17 protein-coding genes and 1 pseudogene are annotated in these 21,196 nt (G+C 68.5%); 4 read left to right on the top strand and 14 right to left on the bottom strand.

Translation table 11 applies throughout. The annotated features are described in order from the left end of the window. Positions 1 to 423 precede the first annotated feature (423 nt). Entirely contained in the window at positions 424 to 909 is a 486-nt protein-coding gene (locus tag IT182_08225) for a MarR family transcriptional regulator (protein MCC6163320.1), read from the top strand. Between the two features lie 2 nt (positions 910 to 911). Continuing rightward, complete coding sequence (locus IT182_08220; protein MCC6163319.1) at positions 912 to 2,744, top strand: chloride channel protein; 1,833 nt, start codon at positions 912 to 914, stop codon at positions 2,742 to 2,744. Positions 2,745 to 2,812: 68 nt separating this feature from the next. Here IT182_08220 and IT182_08215 read toward each other — a convergent pair whose 3' ends face one another. After that, positions 2,813 to 3,244: a DUF3592 domain-containing protein gene (locus IT182_08215; protein MCC6163318.1), complete on the bottom strand. Its 432-nt coding sequence runs from the start codon at positions 3,242 to 3,244 to the stop codon at positions 2,813 to 2,815. Between the two features lie 226 nt (positions 3,245 to 3,470). Here IT182_08215 and IT182_08210 point away from each other — a divergent pair, with 226 nt between their 5' ends. After that, complete coding sequence (locus IT182_08210) at positions 3,471 to 4,457, top strand: chitobiase/beta-hexosaminidase C-terminal domain-containing protein (protein MCC6163317.1); 987 nt, start codon at positions 3,471 to 3,473, stop codon at positions 4,455 to 4,457. Positions 4,458 to 4,490: 33 nt separating this feature from the next. Here the strand turns inward: IT182_08210 and IT182_08205 are convergent, their stop codons facing one another. The 11 genes from IT182_08205 to IT182_08155 all read right to left on the bottom strand — a co-directional run bounded on the left by IT182_08205 (position 4,491) and on the right by IT182_08155 (position 18,432). Next, positions 4,491 to 5,108: a Uma2 family endonuclease gene (locus tag IT182_08205; GenBank protein MCC6163316.1), complete on the bottom strand. Its 618-nt coding sequence runs from the start codon at positions 5,106 to 5,108 to the stop codon at positions 4,491 to 4,493. Between the two features lie 133 nt (positions 5,109 to 5,241). Next, the gene (locus IT182_08200) at positions 5,242 to 5,583 is read right to left on the bottom strand and encodes a monovalent cation/H(+) antiporter subunit G (protein MCC6163315.1); all 342 of its coding nucleotides are present in this window, start codon (positions 5,581 to 5,583) and stop codon (positions 5,242 to 5,244) included. Beyond that, positions 5,580 to 5,843, bottom strand: a complete 264-nt coding sequence (locus IT182_08195; GenBank protein MCC6163314.1) for a cation:proton antiporter — start codon at positions 5,841 to 5,843, stop codon at positions 5,580 to 5,582. The genes IT182_08200 and IT182_08195 overlap by 4 nt, the downstream gene beginning before the upstream one ends. A gap of 4 nt (positions 5,844 to 5,847) precedes the next feature. Continuing rightward, positions 5,848 to 6,306, bottom strand: coding sequence for a Na+/H+ antiporter subunit E (locus IT182_08190; protein MCC6163313.1), 459 nt, complete (start codon positions 6,304 to 6,306; stop codon positions 5,848 to 5,850). Position 6,307: 1 nt separating this feature from the next. Continuing rightward, on the bottom strand, positions 6,308 to 7,813 hold the full coding sequence (locus IT182_08185) for a Na+/H+ antiporter subunit D (protein MCC6163312.1): 1,506 nt from the start codon (positions 7,811 to 7,813) through the stop codon (positions 6,308 to 6,310). Next, positions 7,813 to 8,184 carry a Na+/H+ antiporter subunit C gene (locus IT182_08180; protein MCC6163311.1) on the bottom strand — a complete coding sequence of 124 codons (372 nt, stop codon included), beginning with the start codon at positions 8,182 to 8,184 and terminating at the stop codon, positions 7,813 to 7,815. Before IT182_08180 ends, IT182_08185 begins: the two co-directional genes overlap by 1 nt. A 1-nt stretch (position 8,185) precedes the next feature. Continuing rightward, positions 8,186 to 8,647: a Na+/H+ antiporter subunit B gene (locus IT182_08175; protein ID MCC6163310.1), complete on the bottom strand. Its 462-nt coding sequence runs from the start codon at positions 8,645 to 8,647 to the stop codon at positions 8,186 to 8,188. Then, positions 8,644 to 10,944 carry a DUF4040 domain-containing protein gene (locus IT182_08170; GenBank protein ID MCC6163309.1) on the bottom strand — a complete coding sequence of 767 codons (2,301 nt, stop codon included), beginning with the start codon at positions 10,942 to 10,944 and terminating at the stop codon, positions 8,644 to 8,646. Before IT182_08170 ends, IT182_08175 begins: the two co-directional genes overlap by 4 nt. A gap of 106 nt (positions 10,945 to 11,050) precedes the next feature. After that, positions 11,051 to 12,235, bottom strand: coding sequence for an aminopeptidase (locus IT182_08165; GenBank protein MCC6163308.1), 1,185 nt, complete (start codon positions 12,233 to 12,235; stop codon positions 11,051 to 11,053). 25 nt (positions 12,236 to 12,260) lie between these two features. Beyond that, complete coding sequence (locus IT182_08160; GenBank protein ID MCC6163307.1) at positions 12,261 to 15,071, bottom strand: TonB-dependent receptor; 2,811 nt, start codon at positions 15,069 to 15,071, stop codon at positions 12,261 to 12,263. Positions 15,072 to 15,459: 388 nt separating this feature from the next. Next, positions 15,460 to 18,432 carry a diguanylate cyclase gene (locus IT182_08155; GenBank protein MCC6163306.1) on the bottom strand — a complete coding sequence of 991 codons (2,973 nt, stop codon included), beginning with the start codon at positions 18,430 to 18,432 and terminating at the stop codon, positions 15,460 to 15,462. A gap of 77 nt (positions 18,433 to 18,509) precedes the next feature. Between IT182_08155 and cadA the strand changes: the two genes are divergently transcribed. After that, positions 18,510 to 20,465: a cadmium-translocating P-type ATPase gene (gene cadA, locus IT182_08150; protein ID MCC6163305.1), complete on the top strand. Its 1,956-nt coding sequence runs from the start codon at positions 18,510 to 18,512 to the stop codon at positions 20,463 to 20,465. Positions 20,466 to 20,517: 52 nt separating this feature from the next. Here cadA and IT182_08145 read toward each other — a convergent pair whose 3' ends face one another. Both IT182_08145 and IT182_08140 read right to left on the bottom strand, forming a co-directional pair. After that, the gene (locus IT182_08145; GenBank protein ID MCC6163304.1) at positions 20,518 to 20,799 is read right to left on the bottom strand and encodes a DUF2442 domain-containing protein; all 282 of its coding nucleotides are present in this window, start codon (positions 20,797 to 20,799) and stop codon (positions 20,518 to 20,520) included. Between the two features lie 7 nt (positions 20,800 to 20,806). After that, a pseudogene (locus tag IT182_08140) lies at positions 20,807 to 21,068 on the bottom strand (DUF4160 domain-containing protein). Positions 21,069 to 21,196 lie beyond the last annotated feature (128 nt).

The raw sequence follows: 21,196 nt of genomic DNA, 5'->3' as shown, positions 1-21,196 counted from the left end.
GGTTTAGCAAACCGCCGCCTTAAGCCTCTCGGCCACCTCACCCTTCGACTCGCTCCATGAACGCTGGGTCGCTCGCTCGGAACGAGCCCGCATGGAAGCTCAATATTCTCGCACATTCGGCGGACAAACGGTCAGCCGCCGGTCCTTGCGGAACGTCGCCTCCGCGTAACGGGCGTACGTGCAACTCCACTCCTGGCTGGGCTGATGCGCACCGCACGTTCTCCACGCGCCCACCCATCCTCCCGCGTGGCGCCGAGCAGGTCCTTCGACGTCACGCCCTTCACGGCCCGACCCGTGACCTTCGCGAATGGCGACCGGGCAGGCTCTGCAACCGGCACCACGGCGTACACACGACCATCCTGAGCACGCGCTCGGAGAGCTTCCCGGTCCGTTCCGGGGCACCGGACCGGCTATGATCGATGCATGGTCTCCCATGCATCGTCGGCGGAGGACGTGCGGGCGCTGCTCGATGCCATCCGGCGCATCGTCCAGAGCCTGCACGAGTCGTCGCGCGACAGCCAGCAGCGCGTCGGGCTGAGCGCGGCGCAGCTCTTCGTGTTGCGCACGCTCGCCGGCTCGGACGGACTGTCGATCAACGAGCTCTCGGCCAGGACTTTCACACACCAGAGTTCCGTGTCCGTCGTCGCGTCGCGCCTCGAGGCGCGTCGGCTCGTCAGGCGTCGGGTCGATCCCGACGACGGGCGACGACGACTGATCGTGCTGACACCCGCGGGCCGCCGCGCACTGGAGGCCGCGCCAGGCGCCGCGCAGGAGCTGCTCGTCGGCGCCGTCGTGGCGATGTCGCCGGCGTCGAGGCGCGCGACGGCGCGGGCGCTCGACCGCGTCGCAGACGCGATGGCCGCCGCCAGGCGCCCGCCGATGTTCCTCGAATCCGGAGACCCCTCGTGACGATGGACCGCAGCGTGCCCATCGCCCCGTCGCTGGGGCCGGAGCTCGAGCTGGCGCACGTGGACCCGGCGCCCCCGGTGGACGGCCGCGTGCTCTACACCAGCGGCATCGCGCTCGTGCTCGGCGTCGCCGCCGCGTTCGTGGCCGAGGCGCTGACGCGGCTCATCGCGATCGTCACCAACCTGTCGTTCTACGGGCAGTGGTCCTTCGCGCCCTCCTCACCCGCCCACCATCATCTCGGCCTGTTCGTCATCGTCCCGCCGATGGTCGGGGGGCTTGTCGTGGGGCTCATGGCGCGATTCGGATCCGCGGCCATCCGCGGGCATGGCATCCCCGAAGCCATGGAGCAGGTGCTCACCAACCGCAGCCGGATCCCTCCGCGACTCACCATTCTCAAGCCGGTGTCTGCGGCAATCGCGATCGGCACGGGCGGACCGTTCGGCGCCGAAGGCCCGATCATCGCCACGGGCGGCGCGCTCGGGTCGCTTGTGGGCCAGGCGATCACCGTCACGTCCGTCGAGCGCAAGATCCTGCTCGCTGCGGGCGCGGCGGCCGGCATGGCCGCGACATTCGGGACACCCGTGGCCGGCGTGCTGCTGGCCGTCGAGCTGCTGCTCTTCGAGTTTCGCGCGCGATCCGCGATCCCAGTGGCGTTGGCCACATCAACGGCGACGGCCGTGCGTCTGGCGTTCCACGGCTCGGCTCCCGTGTTCGCCATGCCCGTCGTCCCGCAACCGGATGGCCTGGCCATCGCCGCCTACATCGCGCTCGGCGCGTTCATGGGCCTCGTGGGCGTGGCCGTCACGCGCGCCGTGTTCGCCGTCGAGGACGCGTTCGAGCACCTGCCGCTGCACTGGATGTGGTGGCCGATCATCGGCGGTCTTGCCGTCGGCCTCGTCGGCTATGTCGAGCCCGCCACGCTGGGCGTCGGCTACGAGAACATCGAGCAGATCCTCCAGGGCCTCATCTCGTGGAAGGGCCTGCTCCTGCTCGGCACGCTGAAGTTCGTGTCGTGGTCGCTCGCGCTCGGCAGCGGGACGTCTGGCGGGACGCTCGCGCCGCTCTTCACCGTCGGTGGGGCGATTGGCGGCGCGTGCGGGATCGCGCTTGCCGCGCTTCTTCCTCAGGCTGGTGTCGATGCGCGTCTTGCAGCGCTCGTCGGGATGGCGGCGCTCTTCACGGGCGCGTCGCACGCGATGCTCGTGTGGGTGGTGTTCGCCTTCGAGACGACACGGCAGCCCGTGGGTCTCCTCCCGCTGCTCGGTGGCTGCGCGGCCGCCTACCTCGTGTCGATGCTCAACATGCGCTACTCGATCATGACCGAGAAGATCGTGCGGCGCGGGATCCCCGTCGCGCGCGGTTACGAGGTGGACTACCTGCGCCAGCAGCACGTCAGGGACTGGGCCACGGCGCCTGTCGTGACGCTCGGAGCCGACGAGACGTTCGACGAGGTCAGGGATCGGCTCAACGGCAAGCCGTCGCTCACGCACCAGGGCTTCCCCGTCGTGGCGCAGGATGGCACCCTGCTCGGCGTCGTCACGCGCCGCAATCTCCTCGGCGACCGCGCCGGCGAGACACTGGTCGGCGAGGCCGTGACGCGGTCACCCGTGGTGGCTTACCCCCACTGGTCGCTGCGAGAGGCCGCCGACGAGATGGTGCGCCATGGCGTTGGACGTCTGCCGGTGATCGATCGCGGTCGCAGGACCGTGGTCGGGATCCTCACGCGGAGCGATCTGCTGCGTGCGCACGCCGACAGGCTCGACGAGCTCCACGAGCGCGAAGAGCCCCCCGTCGGCCGCTGGCTGCGAGACAAGCGCCACGGGCGGCCATCGTAGCGCCCAGCGCTCTTGCGCACCATCGCATCCACGCGCGTCGCGGGTCGGACGCCCGGTGTCTGCGTCGTTCACGAATCCCGCCCGATGTGAACGGAGAAGGCACCACATGCAACGAACACGACGCCGAAGATGCCGAGCACGATGGTCGGCAGCCAGCTGTTCATGCCGCCTCCCATGTCTGCCCGCGACGGATTCGCGGGCTCGTAGAGCACCGTCACCTCGTCGCCTACCGACCAGCGCACGTCTGGGCCGCCATCGTTGGGACAGGCGCGGACGGACGGCACGAACTCGTGCGCGGTTCCCTGCACGTCGAAGCGCACGCGCGGCGCGAGGCATCGCTCGCTGCCCGACTCGGTGACGACGATCTCCAGCACGCGACCCGACGCGCGCGCGGCGCTCGCCTCGAACCTGCCGCGTTGGTAGCGCATGTAACCGGCGCCTGCCAACAGCGCGAACCCGATCGACAGGAGCACCAACGCGACAAGGTATGCCGTCTTCACTCTCGGCCTCCGCGACTCAACGATGATTGGTCACGCACTCGTATCAGAATTCGCGTGTCGACGCCACCGCCGCGATGCGCGACGGGTCGGGCAAGCCCGACCCCTACGGGACAAGTGGTGTAGCTGCCGGACTTTGTCCGGCAGTCAGTGATGCGTGTCGAAGGTCACGACGCGGTCTATGCTTGGCGGCGGTCGACAAGGTGTCGAGACGGAGGGACGCACTGACATGATGCTTCGACGACTGGCTCTCACAGGAGCCCTGATGTGTGTCCCGCTCGCGGCGTGGGCACAGGTGGCCACGCCCGTTCACGCCGAGGCTCCGGCGATATCGCTGCGCGCTGACGGCATACTCACGGCCGCCGCGCCACCTGCCGGCATGGTGATTCGCTACACGCTCGACGGGAGCGAGCCGGGCAGGGACGCCGGTGAGTGGCTCGAGCCCATCGATGTGCCGGCCGGATACACGGCCAGGGCGCGACTGTTCACGCCGGACGGCACTGGCGTCGGCTGGACCGTGGCCTGGACTCCGCCAACCGGCACGCGCAAGCCATCAACGCTGGTCCCGCTCACGCAGAATCGCGACTGGCGCAGCTACGACTGGTCCGCGCGCCACGCGGCGATCGTGGATCTGATGCGGGAGCGACAGCCGGAGATCGTCATGCTCGGCGATTCGATCACGCACTTCTGGGGCGGCGATCCCGCCAGCGGCAGGCGCACGGGCGTGGAGGTGTGGGACCGCGTCTTCGCCGGCAGGCGGGTGGTCAATCTCGGGTACGGGTGGGATCGCACCGAGAACGTGCTCTGGCGACTCACGCATGGCGAGTTCGACGGCGTCGCGCCGAAGGTTGTCGTGGTGATGATCGGCACCAACAACATGGGGATCAATACCGTCGACGAGATCGCCCAGGGCGTCGAGGCCATCTGCGCCGAACTTCATCGGCGATCTGCTTCAACCAGGATCCTGCTGCTCGGCATCTTCCCGCGCGGCGTGAAGCCCGACGCCACGCGCGCGAAGGTCGCCGCCGTCAACGAGCGTCTCGCGCAACTCGATGGCCGCAACGGCATCACCTTCCTCGACATCGGCGCGCGCTTCCTCGACGCCGATGGCTCCATCTCGCAGGACGTGATGTACGACTACCTGCATCCCACCGCGAAGGGCTACGCCATCTGGGCGGAGGCGATGGGACCGACGCTGGAAAGCCTCCTCAAGTAGAGACAGCGTGCGCGCAGTCGGTCGACGCGCGCCTCAGCGAGGAAGAAGCGCCGCGACGGCGATGTCGCGATTCGAGAGCAGCGACCGAACGCTGTCGGTTCCGGTGTGACGCGTGACGCTGCGGTAGTGCGCGCCGAACGGCTCACCAGTCCTCGGCGCCGGGTCGCGCATGATTTCGAGGGCGCGATCGGGCAGGTCCAGGATCCAGTACTCGGGGATCCCGGCACTGGCATAGAGACTGGCCTTGTTCGTTCGATCGAACTGTCGGGTCGTGTCGGACACCTCTACGACGAGTCGCGCACTGGCCGGGTGATCGCGCGTGTAGTCCGCTGCGTCTCCGTCCACGACGGCGATGTCGGGCTCTGGTTCCGCGTGCGTTCCGAGTGCGAGGGGAAGCTGGATGCGCAGGTGGACACCAGCGAGTTCGAGCGCTCGCAGCGCCCGCTCGACGAAGGCGATCCCGCTCGCATGGGGAGGGTTCTGCGGAGTCATCTTTCGCACCACGATGCCGTCGATGAGCTCCAGCCGCTCCTCGGGCCCGAACAACCCGAGCTCGCCCGCACGTTCGAACTCTTCGCGCGTCAGCCGGCGAGCCTGCGGGTAGTCGTTCGAAACCACCCCCGGCACCGACTCCCGCGTCGCTGTCGACATGACTCGCATCGTAACATCGTCCGCCGCGTCGCAGGCCACCGCCGGTGCGACTTGCCCGCCCGCATAGGGGCGACGCCCGCGTCCTGCCCGCCGGATGAGATCCGGCGGCTACACCAGGCTGTCTCGGGCTCTTTCAGTGGTGCTGCGACCTGTCGCCCGGGTCGGGGCGCTCGTCCACGACGGTGCCGCGCCAGATCGGTGCGCCACTGCGGGCCGCCGCTCGCGCGATCACGTGCGCGGACACCGCCGTCGTCAGCAGCATGAACGCCGCGATGCTCGCGCTGCGGACGACAAAGGAAAGCTCCGGGTTACGGAGTGCGACGCCCATCAGGAGGCAGCCGAGGCCGAGCGTCGACGCCTTGGTTGACGCCTGCATGCGCGTGAAGACGTCAGGCATGCGGTACACGCCGATGCCGGCGAGCAGGGCCAGCGTCCCGCCGATGACGAACAGCGCGCCGGACACCCACTCGATCACGACCCCTCCCGTTCGATGTAACGCGCGTACGCCACGGTTCCGACGAAGCTGATGAGGGCCACGACCATGGCCACGTCGAGGAAGGCCTCCTGCCCCGTCCTGCCGGCCATCAGGACGAGGAGGCACACCAGCAGCACGCCGATGAGGTCGATGGCGATGACCCGGTCGGGCAGCGTCGGTCCCTTGACCAGCCTGATGAAGGTCAGGGCCGCGGCCACCGAGAGCATCGTCAGCGCAGCGAGAAAGGCAAGACTCGGCATCGGATCACCCGAGGACGTCGAGCACGCGCCGCTCGAAGCCCTGCTTGATCTCCTCGCGCGCGGCGTCCGGACTGTCCATGTACATGACGTGCACGTAGAGCGTCTTCCTGTCAGGCGACACGTCGAGCGCGACACTCCCCGGCGTCGTGTTGATCAGCATCGTGAGAAGCAGGATCTGGCCGTCTTCGGTGGCATCCAGCGGCACCGCGACGATGCCCGGCTTCATCTGGAATCGCGGCGTCGCGACATCGAGCGCGAGGCGGATGTTCGCCCGCACGAGCTCGTAGAGGAAGTGTCCGGCGAGGCCGATCACGCGATGGACGCGCCCGATGTACGGCGACGGCGCGAGTACGCCGCCACGCACCAGCGCCACGAGGATCACGTACCCGAGGACGTGTCCCGTGAAGAGCGTGAACAGCGAGAACTCGCTCTGCAGCGCCGCCCACGTGAGCGCGAGCAGCATGTTACCGAGCAGCACGCGGCACCCCCTCTCCGAGTACGGCACGCATGTACGTGTTCCGCTCGAGCAGCTGTTCGGCCGCCCGCAGGCTCAGGCCCGACACCGGGCCGGCGAAGACCGTCAGCGCGATCGTGAGACTGGCGAGGAACGCGACAGGGAGGACGACCGTCGCCCCGAGGCGCGTCTGCGGCACCGGATGCGATGACGGCTCCGGCGCCGGTTTCCAGAACGCCTCCTCCCAGAGTCGCGCCATGGAGAGCACGGTGAGCAGGCTCACCGACAGCGCCACTGCGGCAACCAGGTAGTGGCCCGTGCCGAGGATCGGCGTGATCACGCCGACCTTCGCGATGAACCCCGACAGCGGCGGCACGCCCGCGAGCGAGAACAGCGGAATGAGCGTCAGGCAGGCGATCCCGGGCTGCGATCGATACAGCCCGCCGAGCGCGCCGAGATCCGTGGTCCGTCGCTGCCTGAGGAAGAAACCGCTGACGAGGAACAACGTCGAGATGACGAGCATGTGATGCAGCACGTACAGGATCGATCCGGCGAGCGCCGCGGGCGTCCACAACGCGAGGCCGACGGTCGTGAAGCCGATGTGCCCGACCAGGTTGAACGACAGCACGCGCCGGAAATCCCGCTGGGCCAGCGCGCCGATGAGCCCCACCGCCATCGTCAGCGCCGAGAGTACCAGCAGGACGTTGTACACGTGACTGCCCGGGTCGGGGAACAGCAGCGTGAACACGCGCATCATCGCGTACACACCGACCTTGGTGAGCAACCCCGCCAGCAGCGCGCCGACGGCGGCCGGGGGCGTGTGATACGAGGCCGGCAGCCAGAAGAACAACGGGAACAGGCCGGCCTTGATCCCGAAGGCGGTCAGGAACAGCATCGACAGCGCCGCGTCGAGCCCCGGCGTACGGCGCTCCGGCCAGGCCTGCGCGAGATCGGCGAGGTTCAGCGTGCCCGCCTGCCCATAGAGCAGACCGATCGCGGTCAGCAGGAACGCAGACGCCAGCAGGTTGAGGCCGACGTACGTGAACGCCGCGTGCAGTTGCGCGCGCGTCCGGTGGAGCGCCATCAGCACGAACGAGCCGATCAGCATCACCTCGAACCAGACGTACAGGTTGAAGATGTCGCCCGTGAGGAACGCACCGGCCACTCCCATGAGGATGACCTGAATCAGCGGGTGATACCCGAGCGACTCGCGACGTGGATCGACGCCGGCGAACGACGAGCCGGTGACCGCCACGCCGATCACGCCGACGACCACGATCATCATCGCGCTGAGCAGGTCGGCAACGAGCGTGATGCCGAATGGTGCCGGCCACGATCCGACCTGAAGCACCTCGATGCCCGTCTCCTGGACCCTGATGAAGATGCCGATGGCGGCCGCGAGCGTCGCCAGCGACCCGGCGAACGCGACCACGCGGAGCAGACGACTCCGCTGCGGGAGCAGGTGCAGCACGATCGCCGTCAACAGCGGCAGGACGATGGGAAGCGTGAGGAGCATCACGCGCGATCCACCGTGCCCGACTTCGCCGTGACGAAATCAGGACCTACCGCATCGATGTCGTCCGTGCCAACGGACTGACGGACGCGGTAGGCGAGAACGAGCGCGAACGCCAGCACGCCGAACCCGATGACGATGGCCGTCAGGATGAGCGACTGCGGAACAGGGTCGGCGTAGTGTTCCAACGGAATGCCCTGCGTGACGAGCGGTGGCTTCGCGCGCGTCACACCTGCCGCCGACAGGATCAGGATGTTCGATCCGTTCGACAGGAGGCTGAGTCCGATGATGAGCTGCGCGAGGCGGCGCCTGAGCATCAGATACAGCCCGGCCGCATACAGCACTCCCGCGACAATCGCCAACAACAGTTCCATCTCACTCCTCGGCCAGGACCGTCTCGGCCAGCGTGAACACGATGGTCAGCACCACGCCAATCACGGCCAGGAAGACGCCGATATCGAACACCAGCGGCGTCCCGACGGCGAGTTCCGTCGATCCGACACCGACGTCGGTCCACAACGCCGTCATGAACGGCTTGGCGGCGATGACGGCCGGCATGCCGCTGGCCAGCGCCACAAGCAGGCCAACCCCGAGCAGCGTCGACGGACTGACGAGCAGGGCACGACGTGCCGCTGACACACCGGCGGCAATCGCGTACAGGACCAGGGATGCGGCAACGACGAGCCCGCCCACGAAGCCGCCTCCCGGTTGGTTGTGTCCTCTCAACAACAGGAACACGGCGAACAACAGCAACAGCGGCATCAGCACGCGCGCCGCCGTCATCAGGATCGTCGACGTCGGTGTCGGCGTCGATGCGGGTGAGGGCAAGGGCGTCATCGGGTGCCCTCCTGTGAGATCAGTAACAATGCTCTTACGCCTATCGCGACGGTCACGAGCACCGTGATTTCACCCATGGTGTCGAAGCCGCGGAAATCCACCAGGATCACGTTGACGATGTTGTGGCCGTGCGCGAGACGCGGCGCGGCGTCGGCAAAGTACGCCGAGAGCCTCGATGTCGTCCCCGACGAACCGATGAACAACACCAGCGTCGTGACCACCGCACCCGCGGCGATGGCAACAGCAGCGTCGCGCGCGCGGACGAACCGCGACGAGAGATCGGCGAACCCCCGCAGGTTGGCGAACACGAGCACGAAGATGACGACGGTCAGCGTCTCCACGGCGAACTGCGTCATCGACAGGTCCGGCGCACCGAGCAGCGCATACATCACCGCCACGCCGTAGCCCACGACGCCGAGCGACAGCACGGCGGCCATCGTCGTTCGCGCGACGACGGCCGAGAGGGCGCCGGCGACGATCAGGGTCGCCAGCATGGCTTCGTGGAACTCCACCGACGTCGTGCGTCTCGCTTCCGGCAGCGCGCTGTTCATGGCAAGCGCCGTCGTCACCAGCGTGACGGCCGTCAACGCCACGACCAGGACGTAGGACCGCAGCGATGCGCTCTGAAGAGGCGGTCCGATGCGGCGGCTGACACCGTCCAGCAACGCGAGTGTCGACGAGTACAGGCCTTCGGTGTGGAGTGCCCGCGGCCATGTCCACCGCCACAACTGCGCGCGAGACGTGAACAGGGCGATCGAACCAGCCACCGTCACGGCACTGAGCGCGAGCGTGAGCGTGAAGCCGTGCCAGAGCGACAGCGTGGTGTCGTGCGACGTTGCTGTCACCGCCGACACGGCCAGGGCGAGCGGCGTCGTCAACAGACCAGGCGCCACTCCCAGGGTCACGCCGACGACGCCGAGCACCAGGGGCCCGAGCCACAGCTGGGGCGGCGCGTCATGTGGCGCCGGTGTCGGCATCGAACTGCCGCGAAACGGTGCGATACCGGCGACCAATCCGGCGGCCCCGAGCGCCATGCTGGCCGCGACGCCGGCAATCGTCAGCACGTCGGACCATGCGCCCGGCAGCGCGACGGCCCTCAGCGTGTCGTACAACTGCTCTTTCGCGATGAAGCCGGCAAACAGCGGAAGCCCCGCCATCGACGCGGCGGCAAGGCCGGCGGCCAGCGCCGTCACGGGCATGGCCGCGCGCAGACCGCCCAACGCCGCGACATCTCGCGAGCCTGTCTCGTGTTCGACGGTGCCGGCCACGAGGAACAGCGCACCCTTGTAGCAGGCGTGCGCGAGCAGATAGGCGAGACCTGCCGTCGCCGCCACGGGTGTTCCCTGCGCGAACAGCAGCATCAGGACGCCGAGCGCGCTGATCGTCGAGTAGGCGAGGATCCGCTTGAGATCCGTCTCCATCAACGCCCGCGTCGCACCGACGAGCATGGTGGCGGTGCCGATGACGGTGATGGCGCCGGTCCACAGCATCGTGCCGCCGACGATCGGCGTCATGCGCGCAACGAGATAGACGCCGGCCTTCACCATCGTGGCCGAGTGCAGATAGGCACTCACGGGCGTGGGTGCCTGCATGGCGTTGGGCAGCCAGAAGTGGAACGGGAACTGCGCCGACTTGGTGCACGCCGCCAGCATCAGCAACGACGCGATGCCGACGTAGGTGGGATGCGCGGTAAGGCCTCCGCTCGCCGCAAGCTCGGACAGTTGTGGCGTGCCGCCGGCCTGCAGCATGAGGATGCCAGCGGCCAGGAGGGCCAGTCCTCCACCACCGGTGACGATGAGCGCCTGCGTGGCGGCGCGGCGCGCCTCCGGCCGATCGTGCTCGAACCCGATCAGCAGGAACGACGTGAAGCCCGTGAGCTCCCAGAACACGAAGAGCGCGATCACGTTATCGCTCAGGACGAGCCCGAGCATCGAGCCCATGAAGGCGAAGAGCGTGGCGGTGAATCGCCCGGCGTAGGGATGGTCCTCGAAGTACTTCGCCGCGTAGATGAGGACCAGCGTCCCGACAAAGGCGATCAGGGTCGCAAACAGCGTGCTGAGGCCGTCGAACCGGAACGACAGCGACAGGCGGAGGGCCGGCGCCCACTCCATCGCGATGCTGAAGGGACCGCCGTTGCGCACGGCGACAAACGCGGAGGCGAACCAGACCGTCAGCAGGCCGGGGATCAGGGCGGGCAGCCACGCCCGCACGCGACGCTGGTGGCTCGCCCAGAAAACGAGCGGAATCGCCAGAAATGGCGCCAGAACGACAGCGATGTGGAAGGGGCTCGTACTCATGCAACTGCCCTATTGTGTACGGTTGCCACTCACGGGCAACCCCGCGGGGCAGAAGCAGGGCAGGCGGGCCGGGCTCCGAGCCCGACCCGCAACACGATCGAGCGCGTCAGATGCCGGTCAGCTTGCCGTCCTTCACGAGCACCGTGTCGCCCACGGTGATCGTCGTGTTGGGGAAGAAGAGCCAGCGGACACCGCCGCCGCGCACGTTGCCGCCGACCTCGAAGTTGTCACCGAGACCGAGCCGCGCAACCGAGTCGCCGTAGCCGTAATAGGGCAGCGCCGTCTGGCCAGCCGGCACGTTCAGCTTCGGATTGAAGCCGAGGCACAGCTCACGGAAGTGCGACGCGCCGGGTGCCGACGCCAGGAACCCCTTCACGGCATCGAGGTTGGTCTCGGCCGTCACATCGGACACGACGCCCTTCGTGAACGTGAGTCGGATACCCGTGGCCGTCACGTCGCCGAAGCGGGCGCGCGGCACGAACAGCGTGCCGTTGACCGTCTCCTCGAGCGGCGCCACGCGGAGCACGCCGGCCGGCAGCTCGATCTCGCGGTCCACACGCACCTTCGCCGTCTTCATGCGTTCGGCCGATGCGTCGCCGTCCTGCTTGCTGAACGGACGGTCGGGACCGATGGTGAAACGCAGGTCCGTGCCCTCGGGCGAGGTCACGTGCACTTCACCCGCACGCAGGATCGCGATCGCGCGGTCCTGCCGCTGGCTGAGTGCCGCGTAGTCGATGTCGAGGGCGTCGACGTACACCCGGTCGTAGGCCTCTGAGTGCGCCACCTGCAGGCCGTCGGCGTCGCGCGTGCCGCCTTCCCAGTGGAAGTGGATCTGGCGGCCGCGGCCCTCGTCCAGCCATTTGGCGAGCAGAGCCCGATCCTCGGCCGCCGCCGGCGTGTCACCCGCCGGCAGCCACACGTAGATGTCGGTCTCCGCGAGACGCGCCGCGAAGTCGGTGCTGTCGGTATAGAGCTGCGATCGCACGACGACGCCCTTCGCCTCGAGCTGCCGCTTCAATTCGGCTTCGAGCGGCCCGAGCTGGTTCGGGTTGTAGCGCAGCAGCGCGCGTTCGCCGGCCGACGGCTTCAGCGCGTCGACGATGCGCGTCGCCAGCGCGGGGTACGGGTACGCGAAGCCGCTCGCGGGTGCGGGCGCAGAGGTCGCGGGCGCCGGCGACTCGGCAGGCGACGAGCATGCGCCGGCACCGAGCGCGAGGACGAGGACCGCCGCGGCAGTCCGGGAACGTTGGAAACGGCGCTCCGAAGCGGCCGCGTACATCTGGGAATTCACAGTCGATGCTCCTCTCGTACAGGGATCAGAAGGCAACCTTCACGCCGACGCGCAGCAGACGTCCGTCCAGGTTGCGGGAGACGCGGCCGAGTGCCGGGCCGACCTGTTCCACCTCGGTGACCGAGGCGTTCTCGTTCAGCAGGTTGTAGACCTCGAGCAGCGGCTCCACGGAGAGGCCGCGACCGAGGCGGAAGCTGCGGCCGACGCGAAGGTCGAGCAGCGTCTGATTGGGCTTCCGTTGGTCGCCGGCGGGCAGCAACGCGACTTCCTGACTCACCTGGCGCAGCGTCGGCGCGATCGTGCGCGTGACGGTGTACAGGCGGCGCAGCGGCTGGCCGGTGTAGTAGCCCAGGTGTCCCGACAGCGACACCTGCCAGGGCAACTGGTAGATGCCCGAGACGTTGACGATGAGCGGCGAGTCGAGCAGGTCGAAACCGTTGGCATTGATGTAGCCGTTCGGATTGCCGCCCACCGCCGACAGGCTCGTCGCGCGGTTGCGGCCGAGCGTCACGCCGCCAAACAGCGTGAGGCCGTCGCTGAACCGGCGGTTCACCGTGGCTTCGAGGCCATGGTAGGTCTGCTCGAGGGTCGGCACGTTCGTGAGCACGTTGTCGACGCGGCCGATGCTCGCGGCGGTCTGGTTGTAGATCGTGAGCGGCGACCCGTCGAGCGGGTTCGTGATCTCGAGCGGCGTGTAGTCGTCCAACGACACGGCGGCATTCACGACGGCCGTCAGGTTCTTGTAGCGCCGGTGGAAATAGCTCAGGGCGACGGCGAAGTCGGTGCCGAGCTGGTGTTCGACGGTCGCCGCGTATTCCCACTGCGTCGGCCGGCGGAGCTGCGGATCGATACGCACCGTCGCGCCGCGATCGAGGCCGCCGAGCGACGGGCCGATTTCGCCGAGCTGCGGCACGCTGTCGCCGTTGCCGTCGACCCATGACCGTACCTCGCTGTTCTGCCGCATCGGACTGAACTGGTTGATGAGCGCCGATCCCTGCCGCTGCGTGTACTGACTGGCGCTGACCTTGACGACGGTCCGTCCCTGGCCCGAGATGTCGTAGGTTGCCGCCAGACGCGGGACGATCGTGTTCCACACGACGAGGTCCTTCTGCGCCTCGAAGCTGCGCGCCGGCACGAACTGTCCGGCGCCCGCCGACTGCTCGCCGAGCCCGCCCGTGTGGCGCTCGTACCGGAGGCCGAGATTGAGCGTCAACCGGCGGCTGATCGCCCAGGCATCCTGCACGAAGACGCCGAGATCGGACTGCTGCAGGTTGGTCTCGACCGGCGTGTTGTAGACCATCACCGAGTCGGGCACGCCGTTGCGGTATCGCGCGATGAAGTCGCCGTGGCCGAGCGAGTCGAACGTCTGCCCGTACGGCGCGTGCTCGAACTGGACGCCGCCCCGGATCTGGTGCTCACCGCGGAAGCGGGGCAACCACGACACGACGGCGCTCGCCGTGCGCCGCTCCTGGTTGGCACGTACCATCGAGGGCGGCGGTGCGCCCGTCAGCGTCGACAGCGCGAGGTCGTTGCGCGCGAACGCGTTCGAATCGAGATCGGGCTGATAGTCGAGCGACCACGGCACGTAGTACCACGACACGCCCGCGTCCAGCAGCACCGTGGGGCCCAGCGTCGACGTCCACTTCACGTTGGCCACCGGTCCCCACAGCGGCGAGTTGTAGCTCGCCTCGGGAGAGACGAACTGGTACGTCGAGGTGATCTCGCGGCGGTGTTCGCGGATCTTGTAGTTGTAGTCCACGAAGCTCGAGAGCCTGTTGGCCGAGTTGACCTGCCAGGTGACCTTGCCACCCGCGTTCCAGATCAGGTTCTCGTCGAGCGCCTGCGAGCCGTCGGGGTTGAACGTGTTGGCCTCGAAGCGATCCACGCGGAACCGCCTGGCGCTCGCGAAGAACCACAGCGAGTCGCGCGCGATCGGTCCGCCGATCCCGCCGTTCAGGTCGTAGAAGGTGTCCATGGCGCTCGGCGCGACCAACCCGCGCGCGGCCTGGTCGTCGCTGACGTTCGCGTTCTGGAAGTTGTTGTTGGTGTAGGTGCCGAACAACGTGCCGCGATACGTGGCGCCGCCGTCCTTGGTGATCATGTTGACGCTCACGCCGCCCGCGCCGATCTCGGCCGGCAGCGCCCGCGTCTGCACGACGATCTCCTGGATGGCGCTCTGGTTCGGATACTGCCCCGACACGCCGCCGCTGCCGGTGTTGGACGTCGTGTTCAGCCCATCGGTGTTCCAGATCAGATCGCGCGTCTGCGAGCCGTGGATCGAGACGCCTGCCGTCTGGCCCGTCTCGGATCCACCGATGTCGGGCCGTGCCGTCACTGCACCCGGAACGAGACTGACGGCGACATTGGGCACGCGGCCGACGGGAATGCCCTCGATGAGTTCCTGGTGCAGCGGACGCTCGGACGTGCCCGATCGCGTGTCGATCACAGGCGCGCCGCCGCGCACCGTGACCTCGTCCTGGAGTTGTCCGATGGACAGACGCGCATCGACTGTCGCCGTGAAGCCGGTGCTGAGCGCGATGCCGGTGCGGCGGACGGTCTGGAGCCCCTCCAGCGTGAACGTGACTTCGTACTGACCCGGGCGCAGGTCCACGACCTGATACCGCCCGTCCTCCGCGGTGACGGTCGTCTTGCTGCGCTCGATGAGCGCGGGGCTCGTGACGTCCACCGTCACCCCGGGAAGGACGCGGCCCTGATCGTCGACCACCACGCCAACGATGCCGGCTGCCGGCTGCGCACGACCTGGAAGGGGCAGCAGGAGGAGGATCGCGACAGGCAGCCAGACCGGCCAACTCGAATGGAAGCGGAACGCAGACATGGAAATCCTCTCGATGCGCGACGCGGACGCCGCGCCGGAGGGCGTCCGCACGCGCATCGCGCGACACGTCGCCCTTCAGGGGAACCGGATAGCGACGGCTCGTCGAGCCGTTCGCACTGTTCGATGGCTGAACCCCGCGCGTCGGACGCGCGCGAGGCTACCTACAGGCGCAGGGACGACAGGCGGCGGGTGCCATACAGCAGGTGCCGGCGAGGGCAACTGTCGATGGGCGGCGCTGACGAAGGCTGCGAAGGATGTGCATGGCGTTCACGGGCGCGGCACCTGCCGCACGCCGGTCTTCACAGCGTACGCGGTTGGATTGGAAAGAGAAGCCTGACGTGTGACATAGCCACGCCGTGTGACACGCATCCTCCGGACGGCCGCACGTTCACGGCGCTGATTCGTCGGCCGTCACCACCTGGTTGCGCCCCGCGGCCTTGGCGCGATAAAGCGCGGCGTCGGCCCGCGTGATGAGTGCGGTCAGCACTGGTGCCGCGGCGGCCGTGGAGCCATCGGACGAGACGCGAAGGCTGGCGGCACCCATGCTGCAGGTCGCGCCCAGCGGCTCGGCGCTTCCCACGTCGAAGGGCTGTGCGGCAACGGTCTGGCACACCGCACGAACACGTGCCGCCCCGGCGGGATCGTCCATGGACAGGCCCGGCAGCACGATCAGGAACTCCTCGCCACCGTAGCGCCCGAGGAGGTCGCCCTCGCGCAACGCGTGCTGGAGGCGGATGACAACGGCCCGCAACAGCGCGTCGCCCACGAGGTGCCCGTGCACGTCGTTGGTCCGCTTGAAGTCGTCGAGGTCGGCGAGCACGAGCGTCAGTGCGCCGCCGCGCCGAAGCAGTTGCGCGACCTGGGCCTCGGCCGCCCCCATCACGGCCCGCCTATTCATCGTCCCCGTCAAGGCGTCGGTCAGGGCCAGACGCTCGAGGGCGGCGTGCGAGTCGGCGAGCGCGCGCGTGCGTTCCTGCACGAGCGCTTCGAGTTCCGTCTGCCGACGCACGAGATGACTCAGGCGCCACCGCAGCGCCCCCCAGCCCACGCCGAGGACGACAAGCCCGCCGGCGATCGACGCCGGCGCACTGCGCCACCACGGCGCTGCCACTTCGAAGGCTCTCGTGATCACCGCACTGCGCCGACCGTTCAATCGGTCCACCGCCTGCAGTTCCAGCGTGTAGCTCCCCGGGCTCAGTGCGGCGTACTGGATCTCGCCGATCGCCGTCTCCTGCCACTCGTCGTCCAGGCCGAGCAGCCTGTAGCGCGTGTGCAGGCCTGCGCGATTGCCGTAGTACGGCACGGACCAGCGGACTGTCAGCGGACGTCGCGTCCATTGCAGGACCTGCGACGCCTCTCCCTGACGGAATGTCTGGTCGCCATAGCTGGCGTCGACCACGCGCAGGGGCAGCGGCGCGTCGGCCTTCTGCAGGAGAGCGTCGGGATCATCGATGCGCCCGAGGCCGCGGCTGGTACCGATCCAGATGGCGCCGTCGGGCCCCTCGTCGAGCGCCCACTGGTTGGTGTCGTCCCACACCAGGCCGTCGCCATGGTCGAACAGTCGCCACTGCCCGTCGGCGCGGACCAGCACGCCGCGATCGGTGCCCACCCACAGCCTGTCCCGCCTGTCGCGCAGGACCGAGAGCAGGATCATCCCGTCGTGTCGGGGCACCTCGATGCGCTGCGCGCGCCGGCGGCGGATGTCGATCTCGATGAGCGTTTCGTCGAAGGTGATCGCATGGACGCTGTCGGTGTCGCAGCGCAGGATGGAAGCTCCCGATCGCGGCGGAAGTCCCTCCACCGTGGCTGCGCGCAGCCCGTCGGCGTCGTGGAGGAGCAGGCCGTTGCGGTGTGCGATCCACACCTGCTGGCGCCCGTCCACGCACATGTCGAACATCTCCAGCGGACCGGTCCTCGCGGGGATCTCGACCCGCCGGGGTGTCACGGGCGGCGGCAGGCTGGTGTCTACCTGCCACAAGCCCTGTGCCGTGATGATCCACGCCATCGGACCGGCAACGGCCATCCGCATCACGTCGGGCATGGGCTCGGCAACCTGCGTCCACGATCCGCCGGCGGGACGACGGAGCAGGCCGCGGCTCGGGTCGTACGTCCAGAGGACGCCTTCGGCATCGGCGATGAGATCGGTGATGTCGGCACGGCTGTCCAGCTCGGATGCCGCCATGTCGAAGGCCAGCGGCGACATCCGTGACGACCGCGCCAGTCCGCGAACCGTGGCCAGCCACATCGTGCCGGCCCTGTCGGCCACGATGGCCCACACCGATGCGTTGGACAGTCCCTCGCCCGCCGTCCACGCCGTCCAGTGACGGTAGCCGCTCCAGCGCAGGAGGCCCTGGCCCAGACTGCCGTACCAGAGATCGCCGTCGGCGTCCTGGAGCAGCGCATTGATCTGCGAGCCGGTGACGAGTCCTGACTCCGGCCCCCACGATCGCCACGTCGTGCCGTCGAGGCGATAGAGCGTGTCCTGGCTGGCAAACAGGATGCGGCCCGCATGGTCCTGGATCAGCGCCGGAGATGCGCGGTCCTGTCTGGCGCGGAAGGCCGGCGGCGTCATGTCGGTGAACCGCCCGTCCTGCATGTGCAGCAGCGCGCCCTGCGTGAGTACCCACAGTGACCCGTCGGCGACCGGGAGCAATTGACGCAGCGCCGTAGGCACATAGTCATCGAGGGGCACGGACCACTGCTGGAGCGACGTGCCGGTACGGCTGCAGAGGAACGCGCCGCACCCGAACCACCACGTGCCATCGGGTGCCACGGCGATGAGCCGCACCTGTCTGTCGGCCTCACTCCAGGTCGCCATCTGGTCGGCAAGCGCCGGCGCGACCTCCCAGCCGTCGCCGGTCCGCTGCACGAGAAACAGGTCGCGTCCCCCTGTCGCGGGGTCGAGTGCGTTGACCAGCAGGCGGCCGCCACCGAGCTGCTGCATCGGCTGCCAGGCCAGCGGGCGCAGCACGCGACCAGGTGCCGACACCTGCCGCAGCGTGCCGTCGGAACGGCGGTGCAGCAGCCTGCCTGCCGTGGCGATCCACTGACCGCCCTCGCCATCGGCGACCACGCCGCGCACCACACCGCCGCGATCCTCCACGGGCACGGACACCGCACGCAGGCGGTCCCCGTCGTGCCGGTACAGGCCGCCCTCGGTGGCAACCCACAGCGTGCCTTCCGCGTCCTGGTGCAGCGCCGAAACACCAAGGTTGCCAAGACCCTCGGCGCGAAGATACTGCTGCAGCACCGGCGAATCGTGACGCGGCTGCGCCGCCAGGGGCGTCGCAGCGACGGTGGCGACGACCAGGCCCGGGAGCAGGCCGAGCGTACGGGCGGCGAGGCCTCGGCGGCAGCGCATCGCGTTCGATCCTAGCCCGGGCTACGATAGTCGGCCTCCGGGTCCACGTGTCACTGTCGAGGCGGACGCCGGCGCCGATGTCGGCGTCGTCGAGATCATGGCGCGCGCGCGCGTCGAGCGGGAGTCGTAATCGAGTGGTGACCGAATCGAGCGCACCCCCGGCACGGTCCGGACATGTTGCAGGTGATTGGTGGTCACGTACCGCCGTGCGGACGACGGGCATCGCGGCGCTGGCCCTCGCCGGCATCCTCACGCACCTGGTGCTCCGCTGGGGCACCAACGCGTCGCCATTCGCGCAAGCCCTCCCGCTCTACGTCGTGCTCGTCGCAGGAGGCGTGCCGCTCGTGGTGTCGCTCGCGCTCGCGCTCGCGCGCCGCGAGTTCGGCTCCGACCTGCTCGCCGGGATCTCGATCGTGGCGGCCGTGCTGCTCCAGGAGTATCTGGCGGCGACGTTCGTGGTCCTGATGCTCTCCGGTGGCGAAGCCGTCGAGGCGCGCGCGCTCGGACGCGCCTCGTCGGTCCTTCGGGCGCTTGCCAGCCGCATGCCGCTCGCTGCCCATCGTCGCGTCGAAGGCCGGATCGCCGACATCGAGCTGGCGGACGTCCGCATCGGCGACGAACTGATCGTGTACCCGCACGAGATCTGTCCCGTCGACGGCGTGATCGTCGACGGCCATGGCGTGATGGACGAGTCGTACCTCACGGGCGAGCCTTTCATGATGGTGAAGGCGCCCGGGTCCGAGGTGTTCTCGGGCGCGATCAATGGTGAGAGCGCGCTGACGCTTCGTGCGAGCCGACTGGCTGTCGATTCACGCTATGCCCGCATCATGGGCGTCATGCAGGACTCGGAGCAGCGGCGCCCGCAGCTCCGTCGACTTGGCGATCAGCTCGGCGCGTGGTACACGCCGATCGCGCTCGGCGTGGCCATCGCGGCCTGGGCGTGGAGCGGCGATCCGATCAGGTTCCTCGCCGTGCTCGTGGTCGCCACGCCGTGCCCGCTCCTCATCGGCATCCCGGTGGCAATCATCGGAGCCATCTCTCTCGCGGCCAAGCGGAGCATCATCATCCGCGACCCTGCCGTGCTCGAGCGCATCGATCGATGCCGCACCATCGTCCTCGACAAGACGGGGACGCTGACGTACGGCGAACCCACGTTGACGGAGCGCTTCACGGCACCGGGCATGGACGATGCGATGGTGCTGCGCGTGACGGCGAGCCTCGAGCGGTACTCGAAGCACCCGCTCGCGAAGCCGCTCGTGGACGCCGCCGGGCGGGCGCAGGTGGCTCTGGTCGACGCGACCGAAGTGCGCGAACGGCCCGGTGAAGGTCTCACCGGCCAGGTCGAAGGGCGGCACGTGCGCGTCATCGGCAGGCGTCAGGCCGAAGCCGAGGGACACGGCGGTGCGCTGCCGCCAATCGCGACTGGGCTGGAGTGCGTGATCCTGCTCGATGGCCGATACGCGGCCACGTATCGCTTCCACGATGCGCCTCGTGCCGACAGCCGCTCGTTCGTCACGCATCTTCGTCCCCGACACCAGATCGAACGCATCCTGCTCGTCTCTGGCGATCGGGAGAGCGAAGTGCGCTACCTGGCCGACCAGGTCGGTATCGAGGAAATCTACGCCGGACAGACGCCGGAGCAGAAGGTCGCCATCACGCGCGCGGAAACGGCGCGTGCACCAACGCTGTTCATCGGCGACGGCATCAACGATGCGCCCGCGCTCGTGACGGCAACCGTCGGCCTGGCCTTCGGTCACCAGAGCGAGATCACCACCGAAGCCGCAGGGGCCGTGATCATGGACACGTCGCTCAAGCGCGTCGACGAGCTGTTCCACCTGGCGCGCCGCATGCGGCGCATCGCACTGCAGAGCGCCGTTGGAGGAATGGCGTTGAGCGTGGTCGGGATGCTCATCGCCTTCGGCGGATGGCTGCCGCCGGTCGGCGGAGCGATCTTCCAGGAAGTCATCGACCTGGCCGCCGTGCTCAACGCCCTGCGCGCCGCCGTTCCTGGTGGCGAGTTGAGCGACTACTAGCCCGGACCAACCCTGCCGAGAAAAATCCTGACGCGCGAGGGGCGTGCCAGAATCAGGCCGGGCGCCTGACGGCCTCGTACGAGGGAACGGGCGTGCCCGTCACCAACGAGAACAGCACATCGGAGTCCAGATCCGCATCATTCGGCCAGCACACGGTTCCGAGTTCCGCATTGACCGTGGCTTTGGCGAAGAACTCCGGATCCCGCAACGGCTCGAACACTCCGGTGAACGTCACGAGTTGCGCAACATCGACGACACCCTCCGAGCCGTCGTCGAATCGTACGCGCAGGTGATACTCCGCGAGCGGCTGGACCGAGACGACGTCTCTCAACATGGTTCTCTTACTCCAGAGGGGCGATCGGCCTCAGCGGCTGCTGCTGCCGGGCCAGATTCCAATCGTCGATCAGTTCCTGCCTGTGTGCAGCCGCCCATTCGATGACGAGTCCAAGGGCGCGCGGCGACAGCCTGCCTTCGAGCAGGGTCAACGTGTCGATGGCCACGATCGCCCGTTGTTCAGCATACCGGACATGGAAGTGCGGCGGCGGATGGTCGTTGTAGTTGATCGAAAATGATGATTCCGAAGAATCGCGAAATCTCCGGCATGGTCTCACCGTCCCGTCCGCTCTCGCGATGGGCGCTATCGTAGCGAGTCGCCGCGGCCTCACGGCGCGGTCGCGAGATACCCGTCCCGCGCGCGCACTCGTGCGCCAGGATGCGTCACGTGCACCTCC

The organism is Acidobacteriota bacterium (assembly GCA_020845575.1).
Taxonomy (GTDB): Bacteria; Acidobacteriota; Vicinamibacteria; order Vicinamibacterales; family Vicinamibacteraceae; genus Luteitalea.
This window is presented reverse-complemented; position numbering and strand designations above follow the sequence as displayed.